Here is a 13,542-nt window from a genome sequence, read left to right as displayed (position 1 = left end):
TAAAAACCTTGTAGGCCATAAATTATTCTAATGATAAGGTTATTTGTCCGTCATCATCTAATTCTATGTTAAAATCTGTAATATCGGCACTTTCGTTATCCTCTGAAGATTCTTGTTGTACTTCAGGTTCTTCTAATACTTCTTCGTAAGGCAACGGTTCTAATAAATTTATCTGTTTCACCTTATCCGTAGTTAATTGGTTACCCAAAGCTTTGATCCCTTTAACCGCAATAAATTGTTCTAAATCAACAATTTGATTTTCTTTTTGAACACCTTTTACTTTGGCAAAAATGACTTCAGCAACCGGACGCCAATCAGTAGAAACAATTTCTAATTGCGATTTATCATGTTCAGTGATGAAAATTTCCTCTTTATTTTCGTTTTCAACCAAGAAACGTTTTACAAAATAACGCTCTTTTTCACCATCGTAATAAATACAGGAAACCGGTTTATTTGGATTCCATTTTTCCAATACAATCATATCTTCGTCGAAATGTGTGGTTAATTCTGGAATAATGGTTTTTAGTTTTCCGGATTGATTCACAATCAACAAACGATCATTTGGACGGAATTCGCCTAACAACTCACCTCTTCCATCTACATTTAATCGTTGTACCGTATCATCAAACCAAACTTTTCGAGGTCGTAAAGTTGAAATTCCTTTCTCTTTTAACTCGATTTTTTTGATTGGATATTTGGTCACCGTATTGCCTCGAGAAGCTCTACCTTTGATTGCAATGTCTGAGAAATCTACATCCCATTTCAGTTTTTTCACACTACCTACTTGACGTAATAAAATGGTAACCACTTCTGCTTCTCCGTTTGGATTGGCTGAAAAATAGGACACCATTGAACCCGGTTTTTCTTGTGTTAAATCATAAAACTTATCACGAGTTACACCAGAAACATTGAAACGTTTGATAAAAGTTGAACCGTTTTTTCCATCACGATACATCATGTTGTAAATGGTTCGTTTGTCGTTTTTATCAAAAACAGCTATGTGAATAATGTCTTTTCCAACGAATTTTTTATCATCTACTTTGGAAACCATCATTTTTCCATCGCGAAGGAATACAATTACATCATCAATATCTGAACAATCAGCAACGTATTCATCTTTCTTTAAACCTGTTCCAAAGAAACCTTCTTCACGATTTACATATAGTTTTGTATTACGCAAAACTACTTTTGTAGCTTCAATATTATCAAAACTTCTTAATTCAGTTTGACGCTCTCGCCCTTTACCGTATTTGTCTTTTAGCTTTTGGAAGAAATCAATTGTATAATCAATAATATGATCCAAATGATATTTCACTTGTTCCATATCAGCTTCCAATTTTGCAATCGCTTCATCCGCTTTATCCGAGTCGAAACGTGTAATACGAATCATTGGAATTTGCGTTAATTTTTGCAAATCATCATCGTTAATTTCACGAACAAATGATTTCAAAAACGGCTCAAATCGGTCATACATATATTGGTACAACGATTCTCTATCCGAATACAATTTGAAGTCGATATACATTTCTTCGCGAATGAAAATCTTTTCTAACGTAGAGAAATGCCATTTATTTTCTAACTCGTCTAACTGAATTTCCAATTCACGTTTCAGCAAATCAACCGTTCGGTTAGTCGAAATTTTCAACATATCAGAAACCCCAATAAACAATGGCTTGTGGTTTTCAATAACACAACCTAAAGGCGCTACCGAAGTTTCGCAAGCTGTGAATGCATATAAAGCATCAATAGTTTTATCTGGAGAAACGCCAGGTGGAAGGTGAATTAAAATTTCAACCTCAGCAGCCGTATTGTCTTCAATTTTCTTGATTTTGATTTTCCCTTTTTCGTTGGCTTTCAAAATACTATCAATCAAAGTACCAGTATTAGTTGAAAACGGAATTTGAGTAATCACTAACGTTTGTTTGTCTAATTGCCCAATCTTTGCACGCACACGCACACGACCACCACGCATTCCATCGTTATAATTGGAAACATCAGCAATACCTGCGGTTGGAAAATCAGGATATAGAGTAAATGATTTCCCTTTTAAAACTTTAATGGAACAATCAATTAATTCGTTGAAATTATGTGGTAAAATCTTAGTGGATAAACCTACTGCAATACCTTCTGCGCCTTGAGCTAACAGCAATGGAAACTTTACTGGAAGATTAATTGGTTCGGCACGACGACCATCGTATGACATTCCCCATTCGGTAATTTTAGGCGAATACAACACATCGTGACCAAATTTTGAAATTCGGGCTTCGATGTAACGGGAAGCTGCAGCACTATCTCCTGTTAAGATATTTCCCCAGTTTCCTTGCATGTCGATGATTAGGTCTTTTTGTCCAATTTGCACCATGGCGTCGCCAATACTGGCATCTCCGTGAGGGTGATATTGCATGGTGTGCCCAACGATATTGGCCACTTTATTGTAACGCCCATCATCTAACTCTTTCATAGAGTGCATAATACGACGTTGCACCGGTTTAAAACCGTCTTCAATCGCTGGAACTGCACGTTCTAGAATTACATAGGAAGCGTAGTCCAAAAACCAATCTTTGTACATTCCTGTAACTTTGGTAATGGTGTCTTCTGGGTTTTCGTTGTTTTCGTAAAAATGATGTCCCGTTGAAACACGAATATCGTCAAAACCTTCCTCGTTAGTAGAATTGTCTTGATTATCGAAATTTTCGTCTTCGTTTGGAATGATGTTATCTTCTTCTTCGTCTTTCATTTTTATGCTGAATTATTTTCAGTATATTATCTATTTACCAAGTAATTGTTTTCCTAATTCTTTTTCAATCGCTTTGATTTCACGTGATTTATCACTTGTAATTTTTAAACCAAAACTTTTTAACAATTGTTCCATTTCAGTTCCCTTTTCTATACAAAAAACAGGAATATTTTTAAGTGTTTCTGATTCAACACTTCCGCCACATTCAATACAAAATTCATAAAACCCAATTAATTTTTCATTTTTATCGTAAAAATGAATTAAATGCCTTGGAATATAACATGCTGCATGAGTTCCTGAATTATCGCAAATATCATTTTTTAAAAGTGCAAAAAATTCCTTTTTTTGATTGCTATTCAATTCAATATTGTCAATTATTTTTGTCGTATCTAATTGAATTTTATTATTTAAAATCTTTATTCCTTGTCTTTCTTTACCATCTTCAACGTCCCACAAACCTCTTGCAGGATATGACCAAATTTTCACTTTCGTAACCTCCTTTGCAAAAAACTCAACTGCTTCTTCTTTTTCGCTTTTACACGAAAAAAAGAAAATGGGTATAAATAACAAAACTAAATATCTCATAACCTACTTTTCAACAACATCCAACTCCACTTTCAAATTATTTATGATAAACTCTTGTCGGTCTGGAGTGTTTTTACCCATGTAGAACTCTAACAAAGTTTCAATAGAAGTGGATTTATCTAACATAACAGGATCTAATCGAATGTCTTGCCCGATGAAATGCTTGAACTCATCTGGAGAAATTTCTCCTAATCCTTTGAATCGGGTGATTTCTGGTTTTGGTTTTAGCTTTTCGATGGCGTTTACGCGTTCTTCTTCGCTGTAGCAATAAATCGTTTCTTTTTTATTTCGCACACGGAACAAAGGCGTTTGTAAAATATACAAATGGCCATCTTTAATCAACTCAGGGAAAAACTGCAAGAAAAACGTAATCAACAACAAGCGAATGTGCATACCATCGACATCGGCATCGGTTGCAATTACAATATTGTTGTAACGCAAATCGCCCATGTCTTCCTCGATGTTTAATGCGGCTTGCAATAAATTAAATTCTTCGTTTTCGTATACAATTTTCTTAGTCATTCCATACGAATTCAATGGCTTACCACGTAAACTAAACACCGCTTGCGTATTCACATCACGACTTTTAGTAATGGAACCCGAAGCCGAATCTCCCTCGGTAATAAAAAGCGTACTTTCTAAACTTCTTGGGTTTTTCGCATCGGTTAAATGCACACGACAATCGCGTAATTTTTTATTATGCAGACTGGCTTTTTTAGCGCGGTCTTTGGCTAATTTTCGAATTCCTGAAAGTTCTTTACGTTCGCGTTCGGCTTGTAAAATCTTACGCAATAACGCATCGGCAACTTCTGGGTTTTTATGTAGAAAATTATCTAACTTAGTTTTGATGAAATCATTTACAAACGAACGTACTGAAGGACCATTTGGACCAATTTCGGTAGAACCTAATTTAGTTTTGGTTTGCGATTCGAAAACAGGTTCTTCCACTTTAACCGAAACCGCCGAAACAATCGATTTACGAATATCCGAAGCTTCAAAAGGTTTGTTGTAAAACTCTTTGATGGTTTTTACAATCGCTTCACGAAAAGCACCTAAATGCGTTCCTCCTTGCGTGGTATTTTGTCCGTTGACAAATGAATGATATTCTTCTGAATATTGTGATTTACTATGAGTAATCGCTACTTCTATATCGTCGCCCAACAAATGAATCGTTGGATACACCATATCGTCTTCGTGAATGGCTTCTTCTAATAAATCTTTTAAACCGTTATCTGAAAAATACTTTTCGCCATTGTAATAAATAGTCAATCCCGTATTTAAATAACAGTAATTTTTGAGCATCTTGATGATGTACTCATTTCGGTATTTGTAGTTCTTGAAAATCGCTTCATCGGCAACAAACGAAACTTTGGTTCCTTTACGCTTGGTTGTTTCTTGAACGTCTTCTTCTAAAGTTAGATTTCCTGCAGAGAATTCCGCTGCTTTTTGTTGGTTATCACGTACCGATTCTACTCGGAAATAATTGGAAAGTGCATTTACAGCTTTTGTTCCGACACCATTTAAACCTACCGATTTTTTAAAGGCTTTGGAATCGTATTTTCCTCCTGTGTTCATTTTGGAAACTACATCAACGACTTTTCCTAACGGAATGCCTCGACCATAATCGCGCACCGTAACGAGTTTATCTTTGATGGTAACTTCGATGGTTTTTCCTGCACCCATGACAAATTCATCGATACAGTTATCCAATACTTCTTTTAATAAAATATAAATACCATCGTCGGGCGAAGAACCATCACCTAGTTTTCCGATATACATACCGGGACGCATACGAATGTGTTCTTTCCAATCGAGGGAACGTATATTGTCTTCGGTATATTGATTTTGCTCTAACATAGACAGAATTTGGATTTTGTGCAATATAGCACATATCTCCAAAGATTGAAAGTCAGAAACCGATAAGTTATTGACAAAATATGGTTAAGAAGATAGAAAAAAGAGGAAAGAAAAAAGACAAATTATTTATCAATCTTTAACTTCCTGAAATGACGGAAAAGGTAAAAATTTGTAATTAATAATAAATAAAAACCAATTTTTATTTGACCAATTCTATCAATAAAAGCATATCCATTTATAAGCATAATAAGTAAAATCAAAATCAAGTTAATTAAATATACTTTTGAAGTATTTTTAAACTTATTATTGAAAATTTCATATGACCCAAACAATGAAAACAAAACCAATAAAATTGAAAATATAGAAGAAAGAAACAACAAAAACACCCCTAAATCATTTAAAATATTTACACCAAAAAGATCTTTAATTTGAAAAGTTAAGTCAATAACAGATTTACTTTCTTCTACAAAGTAAACTTTTAAATAAAAAATAATGTCGGATATTAAACTTTGAGAATCAGCTGACACTTCACATCCATCACAAATAGGGTTTGAATTTACATATTCAACATTATCACATTGCTTTACGAATGGTAAAAACAAGAATAAAACAGACAGAATTGAAAGAATTCTTAACTTATATTTTTTGACAAAATCCATACTCCAAATTTAGTTATAATGCCTAAAAATTCCACTATCAGAAATTGTCCAAAGTGCAGCTTTTTGATTGGCTGCTTTTAAGGCTTGATTTGCCCAAGAATTGCAAGTATAAAATAGCGAGTAACTTCCATTGGCTTCATAAAAAACATCGTGTTTTCCGTAAACGGCTTCGGTTTCAATTTTTAGAAATTCACCTGATTTGGTTTGGAAAGACTCCTTAATGAATAGAATCAACTTTTTGTAATTATCGGAAGAGATTTGCAGTTTTTTACAAGAGTTACTTTCTTTCATCTCTTTGTAAAACGTTACATGCATTGCGGTTGAACTCAATCCTGAAGCTGCTTTCAAAGCAGTAGTTGCTTTTAAGTCTGCCCAAGTGGGAGTTTCTAGGTAAAAACCTTTATCGCCCCAACCTAAAGCCGCATATTGATACGTAGAATCTTTTGCTTTAGTATGTTCTGGCTTGAGTTGGTTCGTCCAATCGTAATACTCGGTTTTTAAAGGTAAAACAATATCGGTGTGCACTCCGTTTGTTAGAATGTAAATTGGGATTTCTTTGCGACTTTTCATCAAACCGTCATTTACAGTAACAAACGACAACAAAGTTACAATTAGCAAATAAGTCATCAATGACAACACAAAAATTGCAGTGTATTTCAGCAATTTTTTGATGATTTTCATAAGCTTTTATTTAAACAAGTAATTACTTTCGTACTCAAAACCTTCTTTTCGTAATAACTTTCTGAAATCGGCACGTGATGGCGTTAAAACTACGTGAAGCGTGTCGTTTTCTTTCATTTCGATTGCAAAGGGAATTTTTAATTCACTCTTTAACTTTGTAAAATCTTTTTTGGTTCCGAATTGAATGTGTCTTGCTCCAATAGTGGATAATTTCAAAATACTGGTTTGGTATTTTCCATCCACTTCTTTATTTAAAACCAATGAAGATTTATATTGTTTAGCGATTTCGTTTTCTGCAAAAGAGAAAATGGTATCCAAACGCTCGATTTCAAACGCAATTGTATCGCCTTTTACAAACGTTTTATAAGGTTTATTTTCGGATTTATCGTAAACTTGATTGTTGCGCAATTCAAACTCGGGAATAGAATCTAATTCTGATTTTAAAGCTGTTAAAGTTTCTATTTCTAGAATGTAAGCACATTTGGGTTGTACTACCAAACGATGTGAATAATCCATCGTATACGTTCTAACAAACTTCTTTGGAAATGCTGTTAACTCATCCACATTTGTGGGTTGGGCTTCAGAAAAATAAATAAAACTGTTGTTCAATCCTGAATCTTTACAGGAAACCATAGCCATAGCAAATGCGGCTAGAATAAGATATTTTTTCATGATAATTTGTTTTGATTTGCAAATACAAATGTTGTGCCACAAAAAAACCGCTGAATGGCTTCAACGGTTTTCTATTTTCTATGTTCTCAGGAATTAAACATTAAATCTAAAGTGCATTACATCGCCATCTTTTACGATGTATTCTTTACCTTCTACTCTTAATTTTCCAGCTTCTTTTACTTTAGCTTCTGAACCGTAGTTTGAGAAATCTTCGAATGCAATAACTTCTGCACGGATGAATCCTTTTTCAAAATCAGTGTGGATTACTCCAGCTGCTTTTGGTGCTGTATCGCCTATGTTGATTGTCCAAGCACGAACTTCTTTAACACCAGCAGTGAAGTATGTTTGTAATTTTAATAATTTGTAAGCCGCACGAATTAACACTGCCGAACCAGGCTCAGTCAATCCCATATCTTCCAAGAATACTTGACGCTCTTCGTAGCTTTCTAATTCGGTAATATCAGCTTCTGCTCCTACTGAAAGAATGATTACTTCTGCTTGTTCGTCTTTTACTAATTCACGAACTTGGTCAACATATTTGTTTCCGTTTACTGCCGAAGCTTCGTCAACGTTACAAACATATAAAACTGGTTTTGTAGTGATTAATTGGAATTCTTCCATCATATCCACCTCATCCTGATTTTGAGGAATTACCGTACGAGCCGATTTTCCAGCTAATAAAGTTTCGCGAATTCTATCTAACAATGCTTTTTCAGCTTGTGCTTCTTTATTTCCTGTTTTTGCTGCACGATTGGTTTTTTCCAAACGTTTTTCAACAGTTTCTAAATCTTTTAATTGCAATTCGATATCAATCGTTTCTTTATCGCGAATTGGATTTACATTACCATCAACGTGCACGATATTATCGTTATCAAAACAACGTAAAACGTGAATAATTGCGTTACATTCTCTAATGTTTCCTAAGAATTGATTTCCTAAACCTTCTCCTTTACTTGCTCCTTTTACCAAACCTGCAATATCAACAATATCAACTGTTGCCATTTGCACTCGTTCTGGTTTAACCAATTCCTCTAAACGAGCAATACGTGGATCTGGAACGTTTACTACACCAATATTTGGCTCAATAGTACAAAACGGAAAGTTAGCACTTTGCGCTTTAGCGTTTGATAAACAATTAAATAAAGTTGATTTTCCAACATTTGGCAATCCTACAATTCCTGCTTTCATTCTGAATGTATTTTTTTAAAAGTGTGCAAATATAGTTTAAAAGTTGGAAAGCCACAAAGTTTGACAAAAAGCAAATTAGAGAATTAAATGAAAACTTATGTGTGAATTGTGTAAGATTAATAATTTTTGATGCAAAACGAATTAAAAAAAGGAAACTAAATTTGTAACTAATTAACAAATAAAACATTACATCATGAAAACAATACTTTTAGGCTTATTCATTTTATTAACCAGTAATTCAATTATTGGTCAAAATAAAAATGTAAAAGATGAAACCAAAACAACTACAACTACTGTTACTGACTCAAAAGGCGATAAAACATATGTCAAAAAAGAAAATACTAGAGAAGTTCAAAACATAGAATTACAAAATCAAGAACCCAAAAACATTAATATGGATTTAAAAGATTCTGAAGTAATTGTAAAAACCACAACAACAATTACCAATCCTGATGGCTCAACCAGAACAGTCGATACTGATCGATCTTCATACTACCTATTAGATGGAAAAAAATTTCAAGTTTCTTTGGATAGTAATGGTTACAGAATTTTATCTGAAGATAATAAAGAAACAGGATTGCTAAGAAAAACCTCTACAAATAGTTTTATTTATAGAAATAAACAAAAAACAGCAGTTGGTTATTTTGATACTGAAGGCAACTTAATTTTAGAAACCTATAACCCGAAAACAGACACTATTTCTTATGAAAAATATACGGTTACCAAATAAATACAATTACTAAGAAAAAAAATCCTGATATAAATCAGGATTTTTTTTATTCGTTATGTAAAAATGATTGTCTATTTAAAAGTGTTTCTTCACTTTCTACATGATTATCGTCTGGAACACAACAATCAACTGGACAAACAGCTGCACATTGAGGTTCTTCATGAAAACCTTTACATTCGGTACATTTCCCAGGAACAATGTAATAAATATCATCTGAAATTGGTGTTTGTGCCGCATCTGAATCTACTTCTGTTCCATCAGGTAAAATAACTTTACCACTTAGTTTTGTACCATCTTTCCATCTCCAATCGTCAGCTCCTTCATAAATTGCTGTATTTGGACATTCTGGCTCACAAGCCCCGCAGTTGATACATTCATCTGTTATTATAATAGCCATGTTTGCTTTTGTATTTAGAAATTAGAATTCAGAAAAACTTGATATTCTAATATAATGATTAATTTTGCGCTACAAAAATACAATGTAAACCAAATATAAACAAGTTACAAATGTTACAAAGTGAAATAAAATTGAGTTTTGTGGAATTAGGAAATTTTCTACGTCAATTTTCTTTAGAAAAAAACACTAAAAATGTATCCGTTTTACAAAACGATTTATTTTATGATGATTTCATTTCGTTAGTTGAATTATCTCAATCCCACAATGGTTGGTTTACTCCCGAGCAAGTTTATTTTAGTGTTCAGTCTTGGGCAAATGCATTAACAGAACCCAACCTAAACCAATGGCTTTCCACTTACAACTTTTCAAAAACAACACCTAAAAAAATAGGCTTAGTTTTAGCAGGAAATATTCCTTTAGTAGGTTTTCATGATTTTCTTTCGGTACTAATTTCTGGGCATGATGTTTTTGTTAAAACGTCTTCCAATGACCAACATTTATTAAAATTTTTAGCAAAATACTTAAGTTCCATTCAACCTGAATTTAACTCTAAAATAACGTTTGTTGAAGGGAAATTAGAGCGTTTTGATGCTGTAATTGCCACCGGAAGCAACAATACAGCTCGCTATTTTGAATATTATTTTAAAGACAAACCAAGTATCATACGTAAAAACAGAAATTCAGTTGCTGTTTTAGACGGAACAGAATCGCACGAAGATTTAGTTGGTTTAGGTGAAGATATTTTCCGCTATTTTGGTTTAGGTTGTCGAAATGTTTCTAAACTATTTGTTCCAAAAGGCTATAATTTTGATAATTTCTTCAAAGCCATGTACGAATATCGTGAGGTAATTCAGTATGAAAAGTATGCTAATAATTACGATTATAACAAAGCGGTTTTCTTAATGAGTAACTTTCAATTATTGGACAATGAATTTTTAACCATCAAAGAAGATTCAAGCTACTCCTCACCCATTTCATCTGTGTTTTATGAATTTTATGACAACTTGAATGAAGTAAATTCTCGTTTAAATAATGACTCAGAACAAATTCAGTGTATAGTTTCAAATAATCTAATTGAAAATAGTGTCTCTTTTGGACAAACGCAACAACCAAAACTTTGGGATTATGCAGATAATGTTGATACATTGTCATTTTTATCAAAAATATAATTACATTATTTGTATTTTTTTACAAAATCTACAACGTTTTCGTTAATAACATAGCCGAATTATTATTAAATTATAACTCAATTTTTGATAGCTATTTCCGAAATTTGCTTTTTTTAAAAACACATACATAACTACAATAAACACAATGAAAAAACACAACTACAGCGCGGGCCCATGCATTCTTCCTCAAGAAGTTTTTGAAAAATCGGCACAAGCTATTTTAGATTTTAATAATTCTGGATTATCCATTTTAGAAATTTCGCACCGAAGTAAAGATTTCGTTGCCGTTATGGAAGAAGCAAGAGCATTAGTTTTGGAACTTTTAGGATTAGAAGGCAAAGGATACCAAGCTTTATTTTTAGCAGGCGGTGCCAGTTTAGAATTTTTAATGGTCCCGTATAATTTAATGAAAGTTGACGGAAAAGCTGCTTATTTAGATACAGGAACTTGGGCTAATAGCGCTATTAAAGAAGCAAAACATTTTGGAGAAACAATTGTTGTAGCTTCATCAAAACCAGAGAATTATAATCATATACCAAAAGATTATTCAATTCCTGCTGATGCATCATATTTTCACTGCACGAGTAACAATACTATTTTTGGAACCCAAATGAAATCATTTCCAACAACCAATGTTCCGTTGGTTTGTGATATGAGTTCAGATATTTTTTCACGCGTATTGGATTTCTCAAAATTTGATTTAATCTATGCTGGAGCACAAAAAAATATGGGTCCAGCCGGAACTACTTTGGTAGTTGTTAAAGAAGAAATTTTAGGAAAAACAGGCCGAACTATTCCTAATATGTTAGATTACCAACAACATATAGCAAAAGAAAGCATGTACAATACACCTCCAGTATTTCCTATTTATGCATCACTTTTAACCCTTCAATGGTTAAAAAACATAGGTGGAATTGCTGCTATTGAAAAAATTAACGAGGCAAAAGCAAACTTACTTTATACTGAAATAGACAGAAACCCATTATTTAAAGGAACTGCTGCTATTGAAGACCGTAGCAATATGAACGCAACGTTTTTATTAGCAAACGAAGCACATCAAGAAAAATTTGATGCAATGTGGAAAGCAGCCGGAATTTCTGGATTAGCTGGTCATCGTTCTGTTGGAGGTTATCGCGCTTCTATGTACAATGCGCTTCCAATAGAAAGTGTTCAAGTTTTAGTAGATGTAATGCAAGAATTAGAAAATAAAATTTAGTAATTAGTGACTAGTAAATAGTAACTAGCTTAAAAAAATATAAACAAAATGAAAGTTTTAGCAAACGACGGAATTTCAAAAAGCGGCATCAAAGCTTTGGAAAAAGGAGGTTTTGAAGTAATTACTACAAAAGTGGCTCAAGAGCAAGTTGCCAACTATATCAATACACACGATGTAAAAGTAATTTTGGTAAGAAGCGCTACAAAAGTGCGTCAAGATATTATAGATGCTTGTCCAGGTTTAAAAATCATTGGTCGAGGTGGAGTTGGAATGGATAACATTGATGTAGATTATGCTCGTTCAAAAGGAATTCACGTAATCAATACCCCTGCTTCATCGTCAGAAAGTGTTGCTGAATTAGTTTTTGCACATTTATTTACAGGAGTTCGTTTTTTACATGATGCCAACAGAAATATGCCATTAGAAGGTGATACTAATTTTGACGGATTGAAAAAAGCCTACGCAAACGGAATTGAGCTTCGTGGAAAAACACTAGGAATTATTGGTTTTGGTCGTATTGGACAAGCCGTAGCAAAAATGGCTTTAGGATTAGGTATGAAAGTTATTGCGGCCGATAAATATGTAAACGAAGCTGTAATTCGTGTGGATTTTTATAACGGACAATTTATCAATGTGGATATAGTTACAGAGCCATTAGAAGATATTTTCAAACATTCAGATTTTATTACGTTACATGTGCCCGCACAAGAGGGCTATGTAATCGATAAAGAAGAGTTTCAATTAATGAAAGATAACGTTGGAATAGTAAACTGTGCTCGTGGTGGTGTAATTAATGAAGTTGCATTAATAGAAGCATTAGACGAAGGAAAAGTATTGTTTGCAGGGCTAGATGTATTTGAAAAAGAACCAACACCAGAAATCCAAATTTTAATGCATCCAAAAATTTCATTAACACCACATATTGGTGCAGCAACGGAAGAAGCACAAGATAGAATTGGTACAGAACTTGCTGAACAGATTATTAGTCTATTGAAAAATAACTAAAAATTAGTATCTTTAACTAAACAAAAAATCCCTAAAATTATGTTTGATCAACTTTCAGAATTAGTAAAACAATTTGGTGGTGATGCTGTAGTGAACAATCCAGCGGTGCCTAACGAACAAAATGATGCTGTAATGCAAGAAGCTGGAGGTTCAATCCTTTCAGGCTTAAAAGATATGGTAGCTAGTGGAAACATTAGTGATTTAACAGGAATGTTAAGCGGTAATGCTCCTATAGACGGAAACAATCCCGTTGTAAAACAATTAACTGAAAAAGTAACTGGAAACCTAGGTGAAAAATTTGGTTTATCATCTGATGCTGCTGGAAGCGTTGCTGGTGGATTAATCCCTCAAATTTTAGGTGGATTAGTTGATAAAGCTAAAGATCCAAACCAACCTGGATTTAATATGAACGATTTAGTAAGTGCTATTTCTGGTGGTCAAGGTGGTGGTTTAATGGATGCTGTTTCTAAATATGGTGGACAATTTGGCCTAGACCAAGACGGAGACGGAAAAGTTGGCATGAGTGATGCTGTGGCTGCCGTTTCTAAAAAAGGTGGATTGGGCGGTTTACTTGGAAAACTATTTGGAAAGTAAAATTTCTAATTTATACTGTTAAAAGCATCGGTAGTATCGATGCTTTTTTTTA

13 protein-coding genes are annotated in these 13,542 nt (G+C 33.5%); 5 read left to right on the top strand and 8 right to left on the bottom strand.

Annotation, left to right across the window (positions count from 1 at the left end):
* Window positions 1-22: 22 nt before the first annotated feature.
* The 7 genes from VK164_RS03345 to ychF all read right to left on the bottom strand — a co-directional run bounded on the left by VK164_RS03345 (window position 23) and on the right by ychF (window position 8,379).
* Window positions 23-2,737 (bottom strand): DNA gyrase/topoisomerase IV subunit A, encoded by a 2,715-nt coding sequence (locus VK164_RS03345; protein ID WP_324207988.1) that lies wholly within the window; start codon window positions 2,735-2,737, stop codon window positions 23-25.
* A 30-nt stretch (window positions 2,738-2,767) separates the two neighbouring features.
* The gene (locus VK164_RS03340) at window positions 2,768-3,322 is read right to left on the bottom strand and encodes a hypothetical protein (RefSeq protein WP_324207987.1); all 555 of its coding nucleotides are present in this window, start codon (window positions 3,320-3,322) and stop codon (window positions 2,768-2,770) included.
* Between the two features lie 3 nt (window positions 3,323-3,325).
* Complete coding sequence (locus VK164_RS03335) at window positions 3,326-5,179, bottom strand: DNA topoisomerase IV subunit B (protein WP_324207986.1); 1,854 nt, start codon at window positions 5,177-5,179, stop codon at window positions 3,326-3,328.
* Window positions 5,180-5,301: 122 nt separating this feature from the next.
* Window positions 5,302-5,838, bottom strand: coding sequence for a hypothetical protein (locus tag VK164_RS03330; protein ID WP_324207985.1), 537 nt, complete (start codon window positions 5,836-5,838; stop codon window positions 5,302-5,304).
* A 9-nt stretch (window positions 5,839-5,847) separates the two neighbouring features.
* Entirely contained in the window at window positions 5,848-6,519 is a 672-nt protein-coding gene (locus VK164_RS03325) for a TIGR02117 family protein (RefSeq protein WP_324207984.1), read from the bottom strand.
* A 6-nt stretch (window positions 6,520-6,525) separates the two neighbouring features.
* Window positions 6,526-7,191: a hypothetical protein gene (locus VK164_RS03320; RefSeq protein WP_324207983.1), complete on the bottom strand. Its 666-nt coding sequence runs from the start codon at window positions 7,189-7,191 to the stop codon at window positions 6,526-6,528.
* A 93-nt stretch (window positions 7,192-7,284) separates the two neighbouring features.
* Window positions 7,285-8,379 carry a redox-regulated ATPase YchF gene (ychF, locus tag VK164_RS03315; protein ID WP_262319193.1) on the bottom strand — a complete coding sequence of 365 codons (1,095 nt, stop codon included), beginning with the start codon at window positions 8,377-8,379 and terminating at the stop codon, window positions 7,285-7,287.
* Window positions 8,380-8,572: 193 nt separating this feature from the next.
* Between ychF and VK164_RS03310 the strand changes: the two genes are divergently transcribed.
* Complete coding sequence (locus VK164_RS03310) at window positions 8,573-9,109, top strand: hypothetical protein (protein ID WP_324207982.1); 537 nt, start codon at window positions 8,573-8,575, stop codon at window positions 9,107-9,109.
* A 46-nt stretch (window positions 9,110-9,155) separates the two neighbouring features.
* Here the strand turns inward: VK164_RS03310 and VK164_RS03305 are convergent, their stop codons facing one another.
* Window positions 9,156-9,506, bottom strand: coding sequence for a 4Fe-4S dicluster domain-containing protein (locus tag VK164_RS03305; protein ID WP_026726242.1), 351 nt, complete (start codon window positions 9,504-9,506; stop codon window positions 9,156-9,158).
* 110 nt (window positions 9,507-9,616) lie between these two features.
* Here VK164_RS03305 and VK164_RS03300 point away from each other — a divergent pair, with 110 nt between their 5' ends.
* The 4 genes from VK164_RS03300 (at window position 9,617) to VK164_RS03285 (ending at window position 13,490) form a co-directional block, all read left to right on the top strand.
* Window positions 9,617-10,675, top strand: coding sequence for an acyl-CoA reductase (locus VK164_RS03300; RefSeq protein ID WP_324207981.1), 1,059 nt, complete (start codon window positions 9,617-9,619; stop codon window positions 10,673-10,675).
* A gap of 145 nt (window positions 10,676-10,820) precedes the next feature.
* Window positions 10,821-11,891: a 3-phosphoserine/phosphohydroxythreonine transaminase gene (serC, locus tag VK164_RS03295; RefSeq protein WP_324207980.1), complete on the top strand. Its 1,071-nt coding sequence runs from the start codon at window positions 10,821-10,823 to the stop codon at window positions 11,889-11,891.
* 48 nt (window positions 11,892-11,939) lie between these two features.
* Window positions 11,940-12,896 (top strand): D-2-hydroxyacid dehydrogenase, encoded by a 957-nt coding sequence (locus tag VK164_RS03290; RefSeq protein WP_324207979.1) that lies wholly within the window; start codon window positions 11,940-11,942, stop codon window positions 12,894-12,896.
* Between the two features lie 39 nt (window positions 12,897-12,935).
* Window positions 12,936-13,490 carry a DUF937 domain-containing protein gene (locus VK164_RS03285; protein WP_324207978.1) on the top strand — a complete coding sequence of 185 codons (555 nt, stop codon included), beginning with the start codon at window positions 12,936-12,938 and terminating at the stop codon, window positions 13,488-13,490.
* Window positions 13,491-13,542 lie beyond the last annotated feature (52 nt).

Source organism: Flavobacterium sp., assembly GCF_035299005.1.
Taxonomy (GTDB): Bacteria; Bacteroidota; Bacteroidia; order Flavobacteriales; family Flavobacteriaceae; genus Flavobacterium.
Note: the sequence above shows the minus strand (reverse complement) of the source record. Positions and strands in the feature narration are given on the sequence as shown.

Coding starts and splice junctions, on each gene's coding strand:
- VK164_RS03340 (WP_324207987.1), bottom strand. CDS start 3,322: ATGAGATATTTAGTTTTGTTATTTATACCCATTTTCTTTTTTTCGTGT.
- VK164_RS03305 (WP_026726242.1), bottom strand. CDS start 9,506: ATGGCTATTATAATAACAGATGAATGTATCAACTGCGGGGCTTGTGAG.
- VK164_RS03325 (WP_324207984.1), bottom strand. CDS start 6,519: ATGAAAATCATCAAAAAATTGCTGAAATACACTGCAATTTTTGTGTTG.
- VK164_RS03345 (WP_324207988.1), bottom strand. CDS start 2,737: ATGAAAGACGAAGAAGAAGATAACATCATTCCAAACGAAGACGAAAAT.
- VK164_RS03320 (WP_324207983.1), bottom strand. CDS start 7,191: ATGAAAAAATATCTTATTCTAGCCGCATTTGCTATGGCTATGGTTTCC.
- VK164_RS03285 (WP_324207978.1), top strand. CDS start 12,936: ATGTTTGATCAACTTTCAGAATTAGTAAAACAATTTGGTGGTGATGCT.
- ychF (WP_262319193.1), bottom strand. CDS start 8,379: ATGAAAGCAGGAATTGTAGGATTGCCAAATGTTGGAAAATCAACTTTA.
- VK164_RS03310 (WP_324207982.1), top strand. CDS start 8,573: ATGAAAACAATACTTTTAGGCTTATTCATTTTATTAACCAGTAATTCA.
- VK164_RS03300 (WP_324207981.1), top strand. CDS start 9,617: ATGTTACAAAGTGAAATAAAATTGAGTTTTGTGGAATTAGGAAATTTT.
- serC (WP_324207980.1), top strand. CDS start 10,821: ATGAAAAAACACAACTACAGCGCGGGCCCATGCATTCTTCCTCAAGAA.
- VK164_RS03290 (WP_324207979.1), top strand. CDS start 11,940: ATGAAAGTTTTAGCAAACGACGGAATTTCAAAAAGCGGCATCAAAGCT.
- VK164_RS03330 (WP_324207985.1), bottom strand. CDS start 5,838: ATGGATTTTGTCAAAAAATATAAGTTAAGAATTCTTTCAATTCTGTCT.
- VK164_RS03335 (WP_324207986.1), bottom strand. CDS start 5,179: ATGTTAGAGCAAAATCAATATACCGAAGACAATATACGTTCCCTCGAT.